Origin of the sequence: Endozoicomonas numazuensis (genome assembly GCF_000722635.1) — a bacterium.
Taxonomy (GTDB): domain Bacteria; phylum Pseudomonadota; class Gammaproteobacteria; order Pseudomonadales; family Endozoicomonadaceae; genus Endozoicomonas_A; species Endozoicomonas_A numazuensis.
Map to the genome: position 1 here is coordinate 913,559 of NZ_JOKH01000002.1, position 20,940 is coordinate 934,498.

Here is a 20,940-nt window from a genome sequence, read left to right on the forward strand (position 1 = left end):
ACATAGCGAATAAAGCAGATGGCGCCTATCAATGAAGGCGCCAGACCATGAAAGTATAAGATGATTTACGAGAAAGCTAACTATAAGCGACAGATATCACATAAAGACCTGTCAAAAACTTACGATTCCTCCCCTCGTGCAGCCTTAACAGCCAGCCTCACCTGATTGGGAGCAGTCCCTCCGATATGATCCCGAGCAGCTACAGAACCCTGTAAAGTCAGTACGTCAAACACATCTTCTTTAATTGTGTCTGAGAATACTGCCAGTTCTTCCAGGCTCATCTCTGACAGGTCTTTTTTCTCTGCAAGACCGTAGGCCACTGCTTTGCCTACTACTTCATGGGCATTACGGAAAGGCATTCCCTGCCTTACCAGGTAGTCTGCCAGATCAGTAGCTGTGCTGAATCCACGCCGGGCAGCTTCTTCCATACTGTCCTTCTTCGATTCTATATGTGGAATCATGTCAGCAAAAGCACGCAGGCAGTCTTTGAGAGTATCCACTGTATCAAACAAGGGTTCCTTGTCTTCCTGGTTATCCTTGTTGTAAGCCAAAGGCTGCGACTTCATCAAAGTCAGAAGACTGATCAGATGTCCATTAACTCTTCCTGTCTTCCCTCTAACCAGTTCTGGCACGTCCGGGTTTTTCTTCTGAGGCATAATAGATGAGCCGGTGCAGAAACGGTCAGGTAGATCGATAAAATCAAACTGGGCCGACGTCCACAATACCAGCTCTTCTGACATACGCGACAGGTGAGTCATAATCAATGCGCCCACTGAACAGAACTCTATTGCAAAATCCCTGTCGCTTACAGAGTCGAGCGAATTTCTGGTTGGACGATCAAAACCCAGCGATTTTGCGGTAAATTCACGATCAATAGGGTAAGTAGTCCCCGCCAGTGCTGCAGCTCCCAAAGGAGATACATTTACTCTTTTCCTGCAATCTTGCAGACGCTCACTGTCTCTTACCAGCATCTCATACCAAGCCATCAGATGATGCCCAAACGTCACTGGTTGTGCGGTTTGCAGGTGGGTAAACCCTGGCATAATAGTGTCTGCTTCTCGCTCAGCGAGATCCACCAACCCCGTCTGAAGTCTCTTCAGTTCAGCTCCCAGTTGATCAATCTCTTCCCGAAGCCATAAACGAATATCGGTAGCCACCTGATCATTTCTTGAGCGCCCAGTATGCAGTTTCTTACCCGCATCACCAATCCTGTCGGTCAATCTGGCTTCAATATTCATATGAATATCTTCCAGCTCGATAGACCAGTCAATTTTGTCGTTTTCTATATCTTCCAGAATACCTTCAAGACCACCAACAATTGCAGACAGTTCATCCTGGCTCAGGATACCTGACTTCTGCAGCATACGCGCATGAGCAACCGAACCTTCAATATCGTGACGATACAGACGGCGATCAAAGTCTATCGAGGCTGTAAATCGTGCGACAAACGCATCCACACCTTCGCTAAACCTTCCGCCCCATTGCTGATTGCTGCTATCAGACATTATCTACCTCTTATCTCATCTGGTTGCGCAGACAAACTTCTTTCAGTCTGCAAGCGTCATTATTCTGATTTTTCTGGCCAGCCTGTGGATGACTGAAGCTGGCTACGGCATTATAGGGGGAACCGGGTTACTTTAGATAGCTCACCCAAACCATAGAATAATTATGCAAAATAACTAAATTTTTATAAATATTCAAACAACAAGAAGCTGTGCCTTCGTTTTCTGGTCAGCTCCCTTATTTAAACAGGACGTTTCCTTTTGCCATTTAAAGTGACCATGACCAAAGATGAAGATGACTTTTTCCTGCCGGACTTATGCTCTCCCGGCGCGGTCTTTATGCTGGTATTGGTCTCTGAGCTATTTGTCCTGATTCAGGTACTCGCTCTGCCTGGCCCCGGGGACCTTGACTGGAACCGACTGGCCATGACCTCCATGTTTGTACAATGGATATCTCTGGTGTCAGGTGCCGTTCTTTGTCGGCTAAGACCAATCCTGTCGGATAAGAAACTGGTCGTTATTGTCAGCAGTTGCCTGGGGGTTGTAGGCACAATCACCCTGATATTCACTCTGGCAGCTCAATGGTTTCTTTGGCGCGATGCTTTTATAGATACTTATCCTGAGTGGACCCAACTGGTCAGACACATCACCGTTTCTCTGATCATCACCGCTATGTTGTTGCGTTACTTCTATGTTCAGCAGGAAGCCAAAAAGGAACAGAAAGCGAGCCACGCAGCCCGCTTTGAAGCTCTGCAGGCCAGAATCCGCCCACATTTCCTGTTCAATAGCATGAACATCATCGCCAGCCTGATACATATTGATCAGGACAAGGCAGAACAGGCCGTAGAAGATTTGTCAGATCTTTTTAGATCCAGCCTTCAGGATCACGGTAATAGCATTGCCCTGAGCCGTGAAATCGAGCTCTGTCAGCGATATTTGAGAATTGAACAGCACAGACTGGGAAGCCGTCTGCAAACCCAGTGGAATATTGAGTTAATCCCTGAAGATGTTCACATTCCACCGCTAACATTACAGCCCATTGTTGAAAATGCGGTTTATCATGGCATCCAGCCGCTGGAAAAAGGTGGCACTGTGAGTGTAGATATTGCCAGGAGCAACGATAACATCATTATCAGAGTACGAAACCCGGTTCATAGTGCCCCTTCCAGCTTTGCAAAAGGGGCCCAGGGAAATCAGTTAGCTCTGGAAAACATCCGCTCCAGACTGAACATGCTTTTTGGCAACAAAGCCAGTGTAGAAGCTCAGCTGTTTGAAGGTGAGAGTGGACATACTCAGGAGTTTGAAACATTGATCACTTATCCTTACGGTGGCGATAACCATGAACATACTGATCACCGATGATGAGCCGCTGGCAAGAGACCGCCTGCGCCACCTGCTGGGACGATTGGAGGGCTTTCAGGCTCTGGAGTACGATGCAGGGAATGGTATAGAAGCTCTGGAGCTTTGTCGTAAGTACCAGCCAGATATTGTCCTGATGGATATCCGCATGCCGGTTATGGGCGGGCTGGAAGCCGCTGCTCATATCAGCAAGCTTGAACGTCCACCGGCAGTGATTTTCTGTACAGCTTATGACACTCATGCCATTGAAGCTTTTCAGGTTCAGGCTGTGGGTTATTTGTTAAAACCGGTAAAGCTAGAAGACCTCCAGCAAGCCCTGAGCGGTGCAGCTAAAGTAAATCGACTGCAACTGGCCAGCTTGAGAGACGAGCTTAATGATAATTCCCGAAGCCATATTGCAGCCAAAACTCTCAAAGGGATAGAGCTCGTCCCGCTGGACGATATTTCCTACTTTATGGCTGACAGTAAATACGTCACCGTCTATCACAAGAATGGTGAAGTTCTCATAGACGACCCCTTGAAAGATCTGGAATCAGAATTCAATTCAAGATTCGTAAGAATTCACAGGAATGCTTTGGTAGCCAGAAAGGCAATAGAAAGAATGACTCGTGACGAACAGGGTCACTACTTTATTCAACTCAGTGGTGTTGAAGAGCCTCTTTCGGTTAGCCGTCGACATGTCCCCTTGATGAAAAAATTCATGCAGTCGCTCTAGGAGCCTGGCCAAGAGTGCCAGACTAAGCCTTCCCAAAGAAATGCTTTTCCTGTCTGATGTGGAAAAGTATTTCTATCCCACCCTATTGCTCCCTCCTTTCGCTTTCCAACAGTGCGGTGATTTTTCACGTTAAATGTTGGTCACACTTACAGACTATCGTATTATCCCAAACACTGAATCTCGTCAGTTATAAGTGAATTTGTATACTGGCTTTATCCTGGTATGGAGCAGACAACTCCACAGGAATCTGATCGAGAATAGTGCTTGAGCTTAACGTTCAGCAGCACTGAGCTGTCTATTCTCAATCAGGTTCCCAATGCAATTCAGCAACCGTTGTCCTTTTTATTATTGAAAACCTCTTCATGAAAACCGTCCGCATCGCTACAAGAAAAAGTGCCCTGGCCCTCTGGCAGGCTGAATACGTAAAAGAGCGTCTGGAGCACTTTCATCCGGGTATCCAGGTGGAACTGGTTAAAATGACCAGTAAGGGAGACCGGATTCTGGATGCCCCCCTCGCCAAAATTGGTGGCAAGGGTCTGTTTGTCAAAGAGCTGGAAACCGCCATGCTGGAGAACAGGGCCGATATAGCCGTGCACTCCATGAAAGATGTTCCCATGGAATTTCCCGAAGGGCTTGAACTGGGGGTTATCTGTCCTCGTGAAAACCCGCTGGATGCTTTTGTTTCCAATACTTACAACCATCTGGACCAACTTCCTGAAGGCGCTATCGTAGGCACCTCCAGCCTTCGCCGCCAATGCCAGATACTGGCCAAAAGACCGGATCTGAAAATTGAGTTCCTGCGAGGCAATGTCAATACACGCCTGGTCAAACTGGATGAAGGTCAGTATGACGCCATTATTCTTGCCGCAGCCGGATTAATACGGCTGGGCATGGAAGAGCGGATTAAAACAACGCTGCCATCAGAGCTGAGCCTGCCGGCTGCAGGTCAGGGTGCAGTCGGCATAGAGATTCGCACCAACGATGATGCAATCAAACAACTCTTAGCGCCACTGCACCACGAAGAGACCGCCATACGGGTTCTGGCAGAAAGAGCTATGAACCGAAAGCTGAATGGCGGCTGTCAGGTACCAATTGGCTGCTATTCCGAGCTGGTTGATGGTCAACTCTTCATCCGTGGACTCGTAGGCCAGCCCGATGGCAAGTTATTGCTGAGTGCAAAAGTCTATTGTGCTCCTTCAGAAGGAGAAAAAGGCGGCATCCAGCTAGCGGAATCCCTGTTAGAGCAAGGTGCAGACCGTATTCTCTCTGAGTTGCTGCATTAACATGAGCCATGCCATGATTAACAGCCATGAGGCAAAGTTCGAGTGACACTGTCAGGAAGTGATATCAGGGCTCTGGTCACGCGCCCACAGGAGCTGGCTGAGCCACTGGTTACCATGATTCAACAGCTGGGCGGCGGCGCGTGGTCTTTGCCCATGATTCATATTCAGCCCATGGCAGAAAATCAGACGCTTCGAAACCAGGTACTGCAACTGGATCAATACAGCAAAATCATTGTCATCAGCCAAAACGCTGCAAGGCTTGGTCTGGAACATATAGAGAATTACTGGCCACAGATGCCTTTAAAGATGACTTGGTATGCTGTGGGTTCAAAAACACTTCAGTGGCTTAAAAGTTATGATATTGAGGCTACCTGCCCAGAAATATCTATAGAGAAAAATAAGTCAGCGGACAGCGAAGCTCTGTTGCAGCTGGAAGGCCTGCAGCAGGTCAGTGGTGAGAAAATTCTGATTCTGAAGGGAAAGGGTGGCAGAGAGCTGCTTGAGACTACCCTCAGAAATCGGGGAGCCCAGGTGGATTGCCTGGAGCTATATGAGCGTCAGAAACCGGATTATCCGGAAAATTGTCTGAACAGACTGATCAAAGAGCATGCTATCAATGTCATACTGACCAGCAGTGGCGAGATTTTGGCCAATACCGCGGACTACCTTTCTCCGGCATTAAGTCAGGAGTGTTGCCTGGTAGTCCCCAGCGAAAGAATTGCCAGAATGCCAGAAGCTCAAGCATTCAAAAGGGTCTATACCGCCCAGGGCGCCGACAATCACGCCATGATCTCGGTATTGAACCTGATTAACAGCGAAGGGTTAACGTGAGCAAGAAAGATCAGAACTCCAGGAAACTCGAGCAAACCGAACTGAAAGAACCGGCAAAGCCTATAGAGCCCTCTAAAAAAGAGGCCGCCAAACCGGCTTCAACAGGCTCCAGAAAACAGCCTCAAAAGTCAGCTCCAAAATCAGGACAAGGGCTGACTATCCTGGCCTTGCTGATTGCCATCATTGCACTGGGATTGAGTGGTTATATTGGTTGGCGTGCGATGCCGCTGGAGCAGAAACAACCGGCTCTGATAGAAGGGCAGGAGCAACAGCAAACCCAGATTGCCCGGCTACAGGCAAGACTGACTGAAGTTAACCGTGAGCTTTCTCCGATTAACACCGGACTCAATGAACTGGAAGATCGAAGTAAACGCTTGCTCAGTCGAACCGATAAACTGACCAGGAGTCTGCAGGAAGTTTCTGGCACCAGTCAGGAAGGCTGGAAGCTGGCAGAAGTCGAATATTTACTCAGGCTTGCCAACCAGCGTCTATTGATGTCCTCTGATACCAAAGCAGCGAAGGCTCTGCTCAACAGTGCCGACCAAATACTGCTTGAGCTGGACAACTATAACCTCTATTCCATGCGGGAAGCTCTGGCAGAAGATATTGCATCACTCAATAATCTTCCGGACTTCGACCAGGAAGGTCTGTACCTGAAACTTGAAGCACTCACCCGCCAAGTCTATCAACTCCCCCTGATGGAGAAAGAAACCCTTCAGGCTCCTTTCGAGAAGGCATCAGAAGCATCCAAGCCCTCTTCAACAGACAGCTCTAACTGGCAGACCATAGCCCTCTCAATGCTTAACAACACCTGGGAAAGCTTTGTCAGCCTGTTCAGGTTCACACCTGATCGTGAGCAAACCGTCACATCACTGTTATCACCTGAGGAAAACATTCTGATTCGTCAGAATCTTCAGCTGATGTTGGAACAAGCCAAACTGGCCGCACTTTCCAGAGATCAGGCTATATACAACAGCAGCCTTCAACAAGCTTCTGACTGGATAGAAAAATACTTCTCTCTGGCCGGGCCAAAAGCAACGGCATTATTAGACGAACTGAAATCACTGGGCGCCATCACGGTTAAGCCTGCCACAACAAATATCAGCCGCGCTTTGGACTTACTCAAGTCTCGCCAGGTAGCAGAGCCCCTTAAAAGTGAGCAGGCCTCTTCTGTGAAGAAGGCTGCACCGACAGAAAATAGTCAGCCCGTTCAGACAAGCCCTGTCAGCGAAGCATCTCCAGTTACAAAAGAGTCTGCGGCACAAGACCAGATAGAAAGCCCACAGACCTCCTCTGAGAGCCTTCAGCCACAAGATAACGCTCAATCACTGAACGAGCAAAACAACAACTCTCAGCCCTCTGAAGCGCCTGCAGAATCAGCAGAGGAGCCTCAGGCATGAAGAGCTTTATAATCTTCCTGGTGATATTAGGCATTACCTTTGGCTTGGCTAACGCCATGGTCAGTGACAATGGCTATGTGCTGATCTCTTACAACACAGCGACTTTTGAAAGTACTTTGTGGGGGTTATTTCTACTCATAGGGCTTGCCATAGGCGCTGTCTGGCTGGTCTGGATCATCCTCAAACTGATCTTTGGCATCACGGGTTTTATCTACCCAATGACGCCCACTGCCAAAGAGAGACAAGCTCGGAAAATGACAACTCGTGGCTTTGTTGAGTTTACCCAGGGACACTGGAAAAAAGCAGAGCGGATGCTGTCTCAAGCCGCTGATTATGGCAGCTCACCGTTGCTGAACTATCTGGCTGCGGCCAGAGCTGCTCATGAAAACGGCGACCTTGAAGCTTCTGCTGAATACCTTCGACGTGCCGATCACAAGGAGCCTGGCGCCGAGCTGGCAATAGGGATTACCCAGGCTCAGCTGCAGCTGGCATCAGGTCAGTTAGAGCAGGCATTAGCTACCCTGACAAAACTGCACAAACAGGTTCCACGGCATGCCTACGTCTTGAAAATGCTGAAGCAGTCCTATAGCCGTCTAAATGATTGGCAGTCGCTTGCAGCTCTGCTGCCCAAACTAAAAAAACAGAAAGTCGTTTCCGATGAAGAGTTTCGCACTATTGAGCTTCAGTGTTTTGAAGCACTCTTCAAGCAGGCTTTTAACAATGGTCGTAGTTTCACCTCATTGGACCAGAGAATAAAACCTGCCGCTCAAGTCTGGAACAGCCTGTCGTCTAGTCAAAAACGCCATTCCGCCATGATATACCGTTATGGAAAGTGTCTGACCGACCTGGGAGCGGAAGACAAGGCCGAGGCTTTGCTTCGCGATAACCTGAACAAGCATTACAGCAGCGACATTGTTCTGCTGTACGGAAAGATCAAAGGCAAGGATCTGAGCAAACAACTGCATTTTGCGGAAGCCATGCTAAATGAAAGACCAAACGACGCTGATTTATTACTGACTCTGGGTCGCCTTGCTTTGCGAAACGAACTCTGGGGTAAAGCCAGAGAATACTTTGAAGCCAGCCTGAGACTCAGCAAGCGTATTGACACTTATAACGAGTTAGGACGCCTGCTGGCTCATATGGAAGATCACGAGAGCAGCTCTTTGTTCTTCCAGGAAGGTCTTCGTTTGGCAGCCGGCAGTGTGGTTGACCTCCCTCTTCCAGGTAGCCATACACGACTTTAAATAAATAATTTTAAGCGGCAGTTGAGTCCAGATACCCCTTCAGTGTCTGGACTTATTCTCATCAACAGCCTTCTAATCTGAATAGCCACTATGACTCGATTTTATCTGTTATCTGGGGCCCTTGGCGGGCTTCTGTCTGTCGCTCTGGGAGCTTTTGGGGCTCATGCGCTGAAAGCACAGTTGTCAGAGCGCTATCTCGAAGTCTGGGGTACCGCAACGGATTACCAGCTCTATCACAGCCTGGCTCTGGTTTTGGTTGCTGTTCTTTCAATACTGTTCAAAGACTCCAGAAAACTGAGATGGAGCGCCAGGCTGTTCTTGACGGGCATCATCCTTTTTTCCGGCAGCCTCTATATTCTCGCTATCACCGGAATTAGCTGGCTGGGCGCCATTACACCGCTGGGTGGCGTTTCGTTAATGCTGGGCTGGCTTTTTCTAGCCATCTTCTCAGTGACAGAAATTTCAGATTAGGTGAGCCCCTGGGACCAGGTTAGACACAAGAAAAATAGCAACCACCCCTATGTAAAACCGACGAGTTGCTATTTTCAAATGCATCATCAATCGGTATCGTACGACCCATTTTTAATTCAGATGATATGCCTTCATGAGTGACTCTGTTGTCGACGAAGCCCTTGAACACCCCCCGATAGTAAAGAGAGAAATCAAAAGTTTTGTCCTGCGCGCAGGCCGTATGACCACAGGACAGCGCCGTGGCTGGGATGAATGCTGGGACAAATGGGGCCTTCAAAAAGAAGACGGTCCCTTAAACATCAGCGAGGCATTCGGTCGAGAGGCGCCTGTTGTTCTGGAAATCGGATACGGCATGGGTCTGTCACTGGTCGCTATGGCTGAGGCCGAAAGCGACAAAAACTTTATCGGTATCGAAGTTCACCGCCCGGGTGTTGGCTGCCTGCTTAACGAATGTCAGTTGGCTGGCGTCAATAATGTTCGCAGTTATTGCGACGATGCTGTTGAAGTCCTGCGCGACTGCATAGCTGATGGCAGCCTCTCCAGGGTTCAGGTTTATTTCCCTGATCCCTGGCACAAAAAGCGTCATCAAAAGCGTCGTTTGATCCAGCCTAAATTTATTGAAGCGATCAAACCCAAGCTGGCTATGGGTGGAGTCATTCACCTGGCTACAGATTGGGAAAACTATGCTGAGCAGATGATGGAAGTGATGACTGCAGCTAAAGGTTTTAACAATCAGGAAGGTGAAGGCCAGTACTCACCAAGACCTGATTTCAGACCTCTGACCAAGTTCGAAAAACGTGGTCACCGGTTGGGCCATGGTGTATGGGATCTACTGTTTGAAAGAACGGAATAAACTCTACACCCCGTTCAAATGAGCAAAAGGCTTTAGAAAGTCTTTTGCTCGTCTCCTTAACGCCCCAGCTTTTCTGCCAGCATCCCCACACAAAAGCCTATAACCAGTAACACAGGCGCCAGAGTGTAATTATTAAAGTAACCCAGGAGATTTTCCAGCCAGTGGGGAACAAAGTAAAAAACAGCCCCAAACAAGGCAAGATTCACGACGGCTCTGGCAGGAATTCTCAGTACTGCATGAAGGCGATTTAGCCAACTGCTGCTCCATGAAGCAATAAATCGGCCTGAAAACACCACAGCAACCGCTGTCAAAGCCATAGCCAAGAGATCAAGATGATCCCGGGCCAGTTTTGACAGAAAGATAATCCCGTCTGTTATCCACTCCATAGGTTCCCCTTAATCGTAAAAATCTTTCATCTCTGCTGTTTCACAGCAGATAGCGAAAAATGGTTTCTACGGCTTATGGTTGCTCAGGAGAAAATCTCCAGTAAGTTATTCAAAAACAACCTTCCCTGCTTCGTTGGCTGTAGACGATCAGGTTCCAGTAAGCCTTTCTGAATGGCTTGCCGACACTGAGATTCTATATCAGAAAACATCATCCCTGTTCTCTCTTGAAACAGCGAAATATCAACACCCTGATTCAGTCGCAGGACATTCATCATAAACTCAATCGGCAGATCATTCACATCCAGCACTCTACTGCCAGCCTCATAAGGCTTATCCTTTGCCAGATAATCAGAAGGCACCCGGGTTTTCCAGTTTCGATAAATTTTGCCAGACTCTTGCTCAGTGATCTTGCCATGAGCTCCAGCACCAATTCCAATATAATCACCAAACTGCCAATAATTAAGATTATGTCTTGCCTGCTTTCCCGGCTGACTATAAGCAGAAATCTCATACTGGCGATAACCCGCATTGTCTAACAGGTCCCACCCCTCTTCCTGAATAGACCAAAGCGTATCATCCTCAGGCAAAATCGGTGTTTTTGAATAAAAAACAGTATTGGGTTCAATAGTGAGCTGATACCAGGAAATATGGGTAGGGTTCAGTGCAATCGCTTTCTGAAGATCCATGAGACCATCGTTGATACTCTGGTCCGGTAATCCATGCATCAGATCAATATTGAAATTGTCAAAGCCCATACCCCTTAGAGATTCAATCGCCTTGCACGCTTCATCCGAGCTATGAATACGACCTAATGCCTTAAGCTTTTCATCTTGAAAGCTCTGAACCCCCAATGAAAGTCGGTTGATTCCAGCTTTTCGGTAATCTCTGAAACGATCATGCTCATAGGTGCCAGGATTAGCTTCCATGGTGATCTCAATATGTGGGGAGAAACGAATCCTCTTTTCCAGTTCTGAGAGAAAACGATCAAAACCTTTGGCCGACATCAGGCTGGGAGTACCACCACCAAAGAAAATCGTATGAAGCTCTCTCCCCTGGATTGTAGTGACTTCACTGTCAAAATCTTCCAGCAAGGCATCAACATAAGCCTCTTCAGGAATGCCGCCACTGAGGGCGTGGGAATTAAAGTCACAATAAGGACACTTTTTCACGCACCAGGGAATGTGCACATAAAGGCTCAGGGGAGGGAGTTCGGGCATATAGGGAGTCAAGCCAAATGATTGAGGCAGCCAGATGACAGAACCGACTGCAGAATGAAAAAGTAAAAATGCTTCCAGGAGCCTGTCGAAGGGCGCTGGTCATGCACTTCGGCAGGCTCAGTGCGAAAAACACTTGGCTGTAGCAGCTTCTATCAGGAACGTTGCTTTAACTGTTCCAACAGAAGCGCCATGGCTTTAGCCCGATGACTCACACTGTTCTTCTGTTCACGACTCAGCTCAGCCGCAGCACAGTTCTGATCAGGCACATAAAAGAGGGGATCATAACCAAACCCCTGATCACCAGAAGGTTTGTCCAGAATATAACCCTCCCAGCTGCCATGACAAATCAGAGGTGTAGGATCTTTTGCATGACGCATAAAAACCAGAACACTGTGAAAGCGAGCAGTACGTTGCTCTCTCGGCAACCCTTCCAGTCTTTGCAATAGCTTCTGGTTATTTTCCTGATCCGTTGCCTCTTCACCGGCAAAGCGTGCTGAGTATATGCCTGGCTGACCATTCAGGGCATCCACTTCAATACCAGAATCATCAGCAATGGCGGCAAGGCCAGAAATTTCTGCCGCATTTCTGGCCTTGATCAAAGCATTTTCTACAAAAGTCAGTCCTGTTTCCTCAACGGAATCTACATTAAACTCACTTTGTGGCAGCACTTCAAAATCAAGCCCTGAGAGCATTTGCTGAAGCTCTCTTAACTTGCCTTTATTCCCACTGGCCAATACGACTTTTTTTTCGAGTGACTTCACTTGCCATCCTCGTAGAATGTCTGGCTGAATTGAACGGTCTGACTCAAACTGGAGCCTTCAGGTTGCACCTTGACGCTGAATTTTAGCATTTCCTCATGACTGAACCGGAAGCCCGCCAGATAATAAATAGCATCACCTTCTTTGATTTCTTTGAATTTCAGAGCAGACTGCTGACCGAGCAGGTTGACAGTTTTCCCTTCAAAAGTGGCTTTTACTGCCTTACCTTCTGCACTGTTCTTAACATTTCTAACGGCAATGTTAACCAGACCATTTTTTGGCCCTCGTTCAAGGTCATACGTTTTGGCGATATCGGGCTGAATAAATGTACTGGGGAATGCACTGTAGAACACTTCGTAATCGCCAAACCGGACCGGTTTGTCATTCATGACCCGAGCCTCTGGAACCGGAGCTGCATGAGCGACAGAAATAACAGAAAAAGCCAGCAGAAAACTGAACAGCCTTGAGCGAATAGAAATAGTTTGCGAGTCTCTTGAATAGGACAAGCAATGAATCAAACTATTTTTCACGGTCAATGCTCCGTTTCCCATATAACGTTTTAACAATAAACCGGCCAGCGCAATGCTTTTCATGAGAATTCACTCCCCTCGGGTCAGGTGATAGATAGCAACTTCTCCCATCAGATTGGGAAACAAGTGAGTTCTCCAACCTCCCCTGTTGGCGTTATCCGTCACCATTCGATTAATGATCTTCAGCTTTTTCTGACGACAAAGATCTTCAAAATCCTTAAACGTACAGAAGTGTATATTAGGCGTGTCATACCAGGTGTAAGGCATAAATCTGGACACAGGCATTCTGCCTTTGGTGGCCAGATGCCAGCGGCACCGCCAATGACCAAAGTTTGGGAAGGTAACGATACATTCACGACCTACTCTCAGCATTTCATCCAGAGCCAAATGCGGAAATTGCAGAGCCTGCAGAGCTTGAGCCATCACAACAGTATCAAAACTCTGGTCTTCAAAGTTTCCCAACCCCTGATCAATATTTTGCTCAAGAACACTCACACCCTTCTCAATACAATTCTGGATATTCTGGGGGTTAATCTCCAAACCATACCCCCTGACCTGCTTGTCTTTACTCAAATCAGCCAGCAGAGTGCCGTCGCCACAGGCCAGATCCAGGATGTGGCTGCCCTGGTCAATCCAGTCACTGATGATGGCAAAATCAACACGAGTACTCATTCAGACAGAAGCCTCCTTGCACTCGTCGGCGACTCGTTTCATATAGCCGGCAACAGCATTGACATATCGGGGAATGTTCATCAGGAAAGCATCGTGCCCCTGAGGTGCATCCACTTCCATATAAGAGACCTGTTTACCTGCTTTCAGAAGTGCGTCTGTAATCTCTCTGGAACGCTCTGGAGAGAATCGCCAGTCCGTAGTGAAAGAGACCAGCAGAAAGCGCGCTTGAGCCGGAGACAGCGCCTGAGAGAGGTCATCATTAAATTGACGAGCCGGATCAAAGTAATCCAGCGCCCGGGTCATCAACAGATAGGTGTTGGCATCAAAACTACCAGAGAAGTTTTCTGCTTGATAACGCAGATAACTCTCTACCTGAAACTGAACCCCGTAATCAAAACTGAACTCTTCATTCTTGAGTTCACGTCCGAACTTCTGTCCCATGGCATCATCAGAAAGATAAGTGATATGCCCTACCATTCTTGCCAACCCCAAGCCACTTTTTGGAAGTGTACCTTGTTCAAGATACTGGCCGCCCCGGAAGTTTTCATCAGACATAATGGCCTGACGAGCGACTTCATTGAATGCAATATTCTGTGCAGAAAGTTTGGAAGCAGAAGCAACCACAATAGCATGTCTCAACCGGTCAGGATAAGCCATGGACCAATAAAGGGTCTGCATGCCACCAAGACTGCCTCCAACGACAGCAGCCCATTGTTCGATACCCAGATGATCAGCAAGCCTCACCTGGCTATCAACCCAGTCTTCCACAGTTACGATGGGAAAATCTGAACCATAGAGTTTGCCCGTTACCGGGTTACTGCTGGTAGGGCCGGTGCTGCCATGACAGCCCCCGAGGTTATTCAGACTGACAATAAAAAAGTGATCGGTATCCAGTGGTTTGCCCGGACCAATAAAGTTATCCCACCAACCTGGCTTTCTATCCTCCATAGAATGGTAGCCTGCTGCATGGTGGTGGCCACTGAGAGCATGGCAAATCAAAACACCATTATTTTTTTCGGTATTCAGTTCACCATAGGTTTCAATTACCAGGTCATATTCATTCAGTGTCTGACCACAACTTAACTGCAGGGGCTGATCAAAATGAACCGTTGTCGGTTCAACCAGGCCCACCGAGTCAGCGGGAATAGTGTCTGGCATAATTACTTATCTATCACTTGTTACCGTGAAACACTTTTCACCCTGTTGAGTGATGAAAAATTGTTCTTCTGCTCATGGTGGTTTCCACGGATTACCCATCGGCATGCAGGATCATCAGAAAACCAGGAACCCACAAGCTTAAGCGCTTGAGCATAAGTCTGAAGGTTCTCCGGGTATACGTTACCCCAGGAGGCTGTCGGACTTAAGACAAATTCGGTCTAAAGTCCGACAGACTCCCAGCCACAGCATCATACTGACAATACCTGTGGCAGTTTTCTGGATAATGGCCCAGCCCCTGATCATCAGACTGATCACACTCAGTCTGGAAGCCCGATCTGCATTTACATTCGGAACGGGGGAGTGTATCGATTTGGCAGATAGTTGTCAGTATGCAGCAAGATATCAAAAGGGGCTGATCCAACAAACCCCCCCCAATACATCGATTCTATCGTTTGGACCTTTCATACAGGAATCGTGGATGATAGAAACGATTCTTGCCCATAGGGAAAATCATTGGCTCATTCTTGGCCGCATACTACGTAATAAGAAATGCTTTATTGATCTCTTTTTCCGAAAAAAAAAGAATCATTGAATGTAAATACTGAGTCGTGATTTCAGGTTTTACATTTATCGAGTGTGCAGAAAACAACGATCAAGAGCCAGCTCAGTCAACGCTAGCAAATGGCTTAGAAAGACACCTTCAACCTGACGTGAAGAAAAATAAAGATGCTGATCCTGAATGTATTCGTCCACACTTTGATTGCAGGTCAGGGAGATATAAAAAGCCCTCATAGCCTCATCCTCAACATTGAGGATAGAGACAATCGTTGCGGAGGGTATTGTCGTTTCGCTCATGCAAAACTCCTTGAGGCATTCCACCTCATACACAGGTGATACAAGTGTCCTGTGCAATTCAGAAGAGCATCAAGGTTTCCGGTCGGCATTTAATAGAGTTCTGACGAGCCATTTTTACAGCCCTGTTGTCCAAAAAACGCCTTCGGTGATCTGATTTTTGAATAGAACCCGCAGCAAAAAACAATTGGCCGCAACAGGTATTTGATTAGTATCAAACAGTCAAATTCAGTATCCGATGCCCGTCGTTTTTTAAGTCACTTCAGAAGCCATAACAATGGTCACTGAAATAAACCCATAAAAATTCGCTTACCACTCACTCTCTTTTGTAATTACTTCGCAAGTATAGCCTGCATATACGTAACTTATCTGAACTTAGCCTGAACTATGTGCTATCGTAGAGCTCAGTGCAAAAGCCACTCTGAACCTTTGCAGAAGCTTGCCAGATTAATGCTTTATGAAAATCTATCGGAGAGCATGGCGGGTAGCGGTTGGTTGCAGGCAGGCTGATTTCGTCCGAACTATTTCCTGGTGATAAAGTAACAGTTATGTCCATTGAATCCTTAGGTCAACTGGAAGCCAAACTTCAGAATCTTATCGACAAACTTGAGCTCACTCGAATGGAGCTTGAGGAACTGCGTTCATCAAACACTCGTCTTGAAGATGAAAATTCTCATCTGAAACAGGAGCTAAGCTCTTGGAGTGACAGAGTTGGAGCTCTGCTCGGCAAGCTCGATAGCGTATCTGACGAAGCTGAAGAAGTCGCATACGAGCAAGCATAACGGTCATTTTCACATTTACGACCCATGTCTTCAGGAGTGTAATGTCTGCTTTCATCGCACCAGGCAATGAGAAAGCCAGAAAGCCTATGACGGCTTATAGCGCATTACCTCTCACATACAGAGACACTCCTGAACTTTACCGCCTGATCACTCTCAGGCGGTAACCATCAATCGCAGTTCATCACTAAAATTGTAAAGTGATATATAAACTCATAATGGTTTATTCACTTTCCATTTCTTCAAGTTTTTCCAATGCTTCCATCCACTCTTCTTCGATATCGCCGATGGCCATTTTGTATTGCGTTTGTTGATCCAGCAAAGCTTTTAAACGCTCTTTTGCAGAATGCTCATAAAGCTCTGGATTCGCCAGTTCAGACTCTATATCAACCAATAAAGACTGCTGCTTCTCGAGTTTTTTCTCCAAAGACTCGACTTTCTTTTTCATCGGTCTGAGTTGCTTGCGACGCTCGGCATCCAGGCGTTTCTGCTCTTTTCTGGCTTGTGCAGAGTTTGAAGACTGGAGTGTTTCAGAAGCTGGTTCTGACTTTTCTTCCTGCCGCTGTTGAGTCAGCCAGACACTATAGTCTTCCAGATCACCTTCAAACGCTTCCACCCTGCCACCATGAACCAGGAAAAGATCATCCGTAGTGCTGCGCAGGAGATTACGATCGTGCGACACCAGAATCATAGCGCCTTCAAACGTCTGTAGAGCCATCGTCAGAGCGTGACGCATATCAAGATCAAGATGGTTGGTCGGTTCATCAAGCAATAACAGGTTGGGCTTATGCCAGGCGACGATAGCCAAAGCCAGCCTTGCCTGTTCTCCACCAGAAAAACCTTCGATCTTTTCCAGCGCTTTGTCACCATGAAAGCCAAAACCACCCAGAAAGTTTCTTAACTCCTGCTCTCTTGCTTCAGGCGACAATCGTTGTAGATGAAGCAGTGGGCTGGCGTCTGCATCCAATTTTTCCAGCTGATGTTGAGCAAAATACCCAATTTTCAGATGCTCACCGTCATGCCGCTCTCCCGCCACAAGAGGAAGTTCACCTGCCAGTGTCCGGATTAATGTTGATTTACCAGCACCATTAGCCCCCAGCAAACCTATACGACTGCCGGGCAGAATGTTCAGCTTCATCTTGATCATAGCGTTGCCTTCATACCCCAGCTCTGCTTTATCCAGAGTCAATAAGGGCGAAGACATTTTGTCGGGATCAGGAAAACTGAAACTGAAAGGGGAATCCACATGCGCCGGAGCAATTTCTTCCAGCCTGGCCAACGCTTTTAATCGACTTTGAGCCTGCTTGGCTTTAGTCGCCTTGGCACGAAATCGTTCAACAAACTTTTCCATGTGTGCACGTTGCTTTTGTTGTTTTTCAAAAGCAGCCTGCTGTTGCTGAAGACGTTCTGAACGCATACGTTCGAAAGCAGAATAGTTGCCTCGGTAGGTATTCAGCTTCTGATGTTCAATATGAATGGTGACATCAATCACCTCATCCAGAAAATCACGGTCGTGAGAAATAATAATCAGCGTACCCTGATAACGCTTCAGAAAGCTTTCCAGCCAGACAATGGCATCCAGATCAAGGTGGTTAGTAGGCTCGTCCAGAAACAGTAAGTCAGAGGGACACATCAGAGTACGTGCCAAATTCAGCCGCATTCTCCAACCACCGGAGAAATCTTTTACGCTGCGCTCGATTTGTTCATGGGAAAATCCAAGACCATGCAGTAATTGTTCTGCACGCGAACGCGCAGTATAACCATCAGCCTGCAGCAACTTTTCATGAAGTTCAGCAAGCTTGCCATGCTCTTCATCGCGTTCAGCCTGCTCAATCGCTTTTTCTATTTTTCGAAGTATTTCATCGCCATCCAGCACATAATCCACAGCTTTCTGATCAAGGGCCAGTACTTCCTGGGCCATATGGGCAATCCCTCGGCCAGGATCGATGCTGATATCACCCTTATCCGGTTGAAAGACACCCATAATCAGCGCCAGCAAACTCGACTTGCCGCACCCATTGGCACCGACCAGTCCGACATGCTGGCCGTGATGAATCATTGCACTGGTTTCTTCCAGCAAAACCTTGCCAGAACGCAATAAACTGACTGAATTCAAATTAATCATGGCGCGCATTATAAACACTGTTTCACTGGCATTCCTACGGGAATATCAGACACGAATAGATTCAGGGTTCAGGAAGCACAATGGAGTGAATAAGCAGTAGACGAATCAGGATATTTTCAGGGTCTGGGAATATAGTGGTAACTCAGCTTGTACACCTTCCCTAGACAGAAAAAGTGGCAACTGGAAGATTGCCACAAGGAAGTACTCGCTGATAGCGGGCGAGAGGGAGACAGGTATTTGGAATTATTGCAGGAGAGGATACCCCCTCCTGCAGAGACTGCTAGAGCGATTAACGCTTCGCTTTCTTCTTAGCTAGAGCCTTTTTAGCAGCAGCCTTGGGAGCTGGAGCTTTTTTCTTAGCTACAGCTTTCTTGGCAGCCGCTTTACGGACTGGGGCTTTTTTCTTAGCAGGCGCCTTTTTCTTGGCAGTGGCTTTTTTCGCTACAGGTTTCTTTTTAGCAGCTGCCTTCTTAGCGGGTGCTTTTTTCTTGGCAGTTGTTTTCTTAGCGGTAGTCTTTTTCTTAGCCGGTGCCTTTTTCTTGGCTACTGTCTTTTTAGCGGTCGCTTTTTTAGCAGGCGCTTTTTTCTTGGCGGGTGCTTTCTTCTTGGGAGTGGCTTTAGCTTTAGCCTTTGCTTTCTTCAAAGACTCTTTAGCCTTATCCAGTTTTTTCTTAAGAGCTTCAATTTCTTTTTCTAGCGTCTTAACTGGATCTACCTTGCGGGTAGTCTTCTTAACTGCAGTTTTTTTAGCTGCTGGTTTTTTAGCTGCTGGTTTTTTAACAGCCTTCTTAACGGCTGGTTTCCTTTTAGCTACAGGCATTTGTCATCCCTCGTCATTGCCTTTAGAAGTACTTCTATATAAAAGCTGAATAATTTATATCCAGTTTTAATTAGAAAAATAGAGTGCTTATCACACGACTGCAAATTTTTTTATACATTTTTTTTATATAAGATGAAATTATTTCTTCAAAAAAAACTTGTCGTATTTAATTTTATTTTTTAGAAAAGTCATTTTACCCTTAAATTTAAGGCCTTTTTGTAAAACTGCTACTTCTGAACACTTGCTATCTCTTAACGTTTGCACAAAGATGGATTATTACCTGTGCTAAAAAAAAATTTGACTCATCTGTGTCGAGCTAACACAAACAACCATGAGCCGGAAATACAGCTCAAACCGGAATATGAAAATAGTGACTGCAAAGTCTGAGTGAGCTGAATTTTCATAGTAAATAGAGAGACCCCATGAGACTAAAAGTGCTTGCTGGCATCGCCCTGATGTCCTATTCCCTGCAATCAGTTGCTGCTTTGGATACGAAAGCAGACAAGCTCAGCTATAGCCTGGGTGCGATTTTGGCTGAGCAACTCAAGCAGTTCGAGAGCATTAACGCAGACGCATTGTCTCAGGGTATCAAAGATACTCTTGAGAACAAACCTCTCGCTCTGGACAAGCAAGAAATGTTTAAGCTGATTGAAACAGCTCGTCAGGAACAACTCACTGATGAAGCTAAAAAGAACCTTGAAAAAGGTCAGGCCTTCCTGAAAGAGAATGCAAAAAAGCCCGGCATAAATACACTGGAAAGTGGCCTTCAATACAAAGTAATAAAAAATGGTCAAGGTGTTAAACCGCAGGAAAACAGTGAAGTGACTGTCAATTACGAAGGACGCCTTCTGGATAACAAAGTCTTCGATAGTTCTTACAACAGAAATCAGCCTGCAACCTTCAAGCTGAATCAGGTTATCAAAGGCTGGACAGAAGGCCTGAAACAGATGTCAGAGGGTTCTGTCTGGGAACTCTACATTCCTGCTGATCTTGCCTATGGACCCGGAGGCATTCCCGGAAGAATAGGGCCAAACGAAATGCTGACTTTCAAAGTTGAGCTGCTGAGTGTGAAAAAAGACTCACTGGGAAAAGAAGAGAAAAAGAAGTAAACAACCCGTCATAGACTGAGCTGTTTCCTTCATACTGCTGGCAGATATCCATGCTATCTGCCACTTCTGCAGCATTACTGCGAAGAGAGCAATTCTCTGTGGGATTCGTGTAGCACTTCAATCATTTGATCTTCCAGAGAAAACCTTTCCTCCAGTGCTTCACCCAGGTCGGAGAGGTGGGTCTGTAGCATGGCAACACTGCTGACGGACTCACAACCGTCGTTAAAATCCAGACAAATCTGTGTATTTTTTTCCAGTCTGGGCAGAATAGATTGAGCCATTTCTACTCCCCCATCATTAAATTCCATACCTTCCTGAACCAGTTGTTCATAGACTTCAAAATGCCCAGCTGAAACATAATCAACCAGGATCTGGCACATTTCTTTCAATTTATTTGCAACAGGCCTTTTATCATCGTGAAATTGATTCACTCCATTGATTGAGCAGTAAAGAACAATCAGTTCCTGCCGCTCGTTAAGCCAGCGATCAATAATTTGTGATACGCCACCCCAACGTTCTCTGGCCGTTTTGCACCCCTCCAGCATGACAATTCCTCTTCGTTTGGATCTCATCTACTCGAAACGGGATCACTTTCTCGCCGCTTGAAATGGCGACTCAGTTGCTAGGTTATGACAGTGGATTTTTTGCGGCAAGGGGTAATTTCAATTTACTGTAAATTTCGATATTGATTATATTTGGACACTCGCACTAAAAGTCGTTTTTTTCAGGGTTTTAACCGTTTTTTAATTCTAATACGGATAAGAAAGGAAGCTTTGATTAAAAAAGATTATTTAAAAAAGAAGCAAAAAAGACAGATTATCGTCTCAATCCGGCTAATTTCAATTGCATTCAAAAACCTGAAAGCAAACCTTTTAC

Annotated in this window: 22 protein-coding genes; 11 read left to right on the forward strand and 11 right to left on the reverse strand. The window is 46.6% G+C overall.

The genetic code is table 11. From position 1 onward, the window contains the following. Positions 1 to 119 precede the first annotated feature (119 nt). Positions 120 to 1,505, reverse strand: coding sequence for an argininosuccinate lyase (gene argH / locus GZ78_RS11370; RefSeq protein WP_034835491.1), 1,386 nt, complete (start codon positions 1,503 to 1,505; stop codon positions 120 to 122). A gap of 258 nt (positions 1,506 to 1,763) precedes the next feature. Here argH and GZ78_RS11375 point away from each other — a divergent pair, with 258 nt between their 5' ends. The 8 genes from GZ78_RS11375 (at position 1,764) to trmB (ending at position 9,658) form a co-directional block, all read left to right on the forward strand. Next, positions 1,764 to 2,864 carry a sensor histidine kinase gene (locus GZ78_RS11375; RefSeq protein WP_152558668.1) on the forward strand — a complete coding sequence of 367 codons (1,101 nt, stop codon included), beginning with the start codon at positions 1,764 to 1,766 and terminating at the stop codon, positions 2,862 to 2,864. Continuing rightward, complete coding sequence (locus GZ78_RS11380) at positions 2,842 to 3,576, forward strand: LytR/AlgR family response regulator transcription factor (RefSeq protein ID WP_034835493.1); 735 nt, start codon at positions 2,842 to 2,844, stop codon at positions 3,574 to 3,576. Before GZ78_RS11375 ends, GZ78_RS11380 begins: the two co-directional genes overlap by 23 nt. Positions 3,577 to 3,938: 362 nt before the next feature. After that, a complete protein-coding gene (gene hemC, locus GZ78_RS11385) occupies positions 3,939 to 4,859 on the forward strand; it encodes a hydroxymethylbilane synthase (RefSeq protein ID WP_034835495.1) in 921 nt (306 codons plus the stop codon). Positions 4,860 to 4,901: 42 nt separating this feature from the next. Continuing rightward, entirely contained in the window at positions 4,902 to 5,690 is a 789-nt protein-coding gene (locus GZ78_RS11390; RefSeq protein ID WP_034835496.1) for a uroporphyrinogen-III synthase, read from the forward strand. Beyond that, positions 5,687 to 7,090: a uroporphyrinogen-III C-methyltransferase gene (locus GZ78_RS11395; protein ID WP_034835498.1), complete on the forward strand. Its 1,404-nt coding sequence runs from the start codon at positions 5,687 to 5,689 to the stop codon at positions 7,088 to 7,090. Before GZ78_RS11390 ends, GZ78_RS11395 begins: the two co-directional genes overlap by 4 nt. Next, on the forward strand, positions 7,087 to 8,334 hold the full coding sequence (locus GZ78_RS11400; RefSeq protein WP_034835501.1) for a heme biosynthesis HemY N-terminal domain-containing protein: 1,248 nt from the start codon (positions 7,087 to 7,089) through the stop codon (positions 8,332 to 8,334). The genes GZ78_RS11395 and GZ78_RS11400 overlap by 4 nt, the downstream gene beginning before the upstream one ends. A gap of 90 nt (positions 8,335 to 8,424) precedes the next feature. Next, positions 8,425 to 8,805 (forward strand): DUF423 domain-containing protein, encoded by a 381-nt coding sequence (locus GZ78_RS11405; RefSeq protein ID WP_034835503.1) that lies wholly within the window; start codon positions 8,425 to 8,427, stop codon positions 8,803 to 8,805. Positions 8,806 to 8,938: 133 nt separating this feature from the next. Then, positions 8,939 to 9,658, forward strand: a complete 720-nt coding sequence (gene trmB / locus GZ78_RS11410; protein WP_034835506.1) for a tRNA (guanosine(46)-N7)-methyltransferase TrmB — start codon at positions 8,939 to 8,941, stop codon at positions 9,656 to 9,658. A gap of 56 nt (positions 9,659 to 9,714) precedes the next feature. Here trmB and GZ78_RS11415 read toward each other — a convergent pair whose 3' ends face one another. The 7 genes from GZ78_RS11415 to GZ78_RS11450 all read right to left on the reverse strand — a co-directional run bounded on the left by GZ78_RS11415 (position 9,715) and on the right by GZ78_RS11450 (position 15,234). After that, positions 9,715 to 10,044, reverse strand: a complete 330-nt coding sequence (locus GZ78_RS11415) for a DUF3392 family protein (protein WP_034835508.1) — start codon at positions 10,042 to 10,044, stop codon at positions 9,715 to 9,717. An 83-nt stretch (positions 10,045 to 10,127) separates the two neighbouring features. Then, a complete protein-coding gene (hemW, locus tag GZ78_RS11420; RefSeq protein ID WP_081869799.1) occupies positions 10,128 to 11,261 on the reverse strand; it encodes a radical SAM family heme chaperone HemW in 1,134 nt (377 codons plus the stop codon). Positions 11,262 to 11,413: 152 nt separating this feature from the next. Beyond that, positions 11,414 to 12,022 (reverse strand): XTP/dITP diphosphatase, encoded by a 609-nt coding sequence (locus GZ78_RS11425; RefSeq protein WP_034835514.1) that lies wholly within the window; start codon positions 12,020 to 12,022, stop codon positions 11,414 to 11,416. Beyond that, the gene (locus tag GZ78_RS11430; protein ID WP_051786071.1) at positions 12,019 to 12,612 is read right to left on the reverse strand and encodes a DUF4426 domain-containing protein; all 594 of its coding nucleotides are present in this window, start codon (positions 12,610 to 12,612) and stop codon (positions 12,019 to 12,021) included. Before GZ78_RS11430 ends, GZ78_RS11425 begins: the two co-directional genes overlap by 4 nt. A 6-nt stretch (positions 12,613 to 12,618) precedes the next feature. Further along, a complete protein-coding gene (metW, locus tag GZ78_RS11435; protein WP_034835517.1) occupies positions 12,619 to 13,221 on the reverse strand; it encodes a methionine biosynthesis protein MetW in 603 nt (200 codons plus the stop codon). Continuing rightward, complete coding sequence (metX, locus tag GZ78_RS11440; protein WP_034835519.1) at positions 13,222 to 14,379, reverse strand: homoserine O-succinyltransferase MetX; 1,158 nt, start codon at positions 14,377 to 14,379, stop codon at positions 13,222 to 13,224. 627 nt (positions 14,380 to 15,006) lie between these two features. After that, a complete protein-coding gene (locus GZ78_RS11450; RefSeq protein WP_034835524.1) occupies positions 15,007 to 15,234 on the reverse strand; it encodes a hypothetical protein in 228 nt (75 codons plus the stop codon). 545 nt (positions 15,235 to 15,779) lie between these two features. Between GZ78_RS11450 and GZ78_RS11455 the strand changes: the two genes are divergently transcribed. After that, the gene (locus tag GZ78_RS11455; protein ID WP_034836518.1) at positions 15,780 to 16,013 is read left to right on the forward strand and encodes a cell division protein ZapB; all 234 of its coding nucleotides are present in this window, start codon (positions 15,780 to 15,782) and stop codon (positions 16,011 to 16,013) included. Positions 16,014 to 16,054: 41 nt separating this feature from the next. Beyond that, the gene (locus tag GZ78_RS30650; protein ID WP_269078758.1) at positions 16,055 to 16,177 is read left to right on the forward strand and encodes a hypothetical protein; all 123 of its coding nucleotides are present in this window, start codon (positions 16,055 to 16,057) and stop codon (positions 16,175 to 16,177) included. Between the two features lie 56 nt (positions 16,178 to 16,233). On the opposite strand, the gene GZ78_RS11460 is transcribed toward GZ78_RS30650, so the two are convergent. Continuing rightward, complete coding sequence (locus GZ78_RS11460) at positions 16,234 to 18,144, reverse strand: ATP-binding cassette domain-containing protein (RefSeq protein WP_330217606.1); 1,911 nt, start codon at positions 18,142 to 18,144, stop codon at positions 16,234 to 16,236. 280 nt (positions 18,145 to 18,424) lie between these two features. After that, a complete protein-coding gene (locus tag GZ78_RS11465) occupies positions 18,425 to 18,955 on the reverse strand; it encodes a hypothetical protein (RefSeq protein WP_034835525.1) in 531 nt (176 codons plus the stop codon). Positions 18,956 to 19,377: 422 nt separating this feature from the next. Here GZ78_RS11465 and GZ78_RS11470 point away from each other — a divergent pair, with 422 nt between their 5' ends. Continuing rightward, the gene (locus GZ78_RS11470; RefSeq protein ID WP_034835526.1) at positions 19,378 to 20,064 is read left to right on the forward strand and encodes an FKBP-type peptidyl-prolyl cis-trans isomerase; all 687 of its coding nucleotides are present in this window, start codon (positions 19,378 to 19,380) and stop codon (positions 20,062 to 20,064) included. Positions 20,065 to 20,138: 74 nt separating this feature from the next. Here the strand turns inward: GZ78_RS11470 and GZ78_RS11475 are convergent, their stop codons facing one another. Further along, on the reverse strand, positions 20,139 to 20,609 hold the full coding sequence (locus GZ78_RS11475; protein WP_034835529.1) for an Rsd/AlgQ family anti-sigma factor: 471 nt from the start codon (positions 20,607 to 20,609) through the stop codon (positions 20,139 to 20,141). Between the last annotated feature and the right edge of the window lie 331 nt (positions 20,610 to 20,940).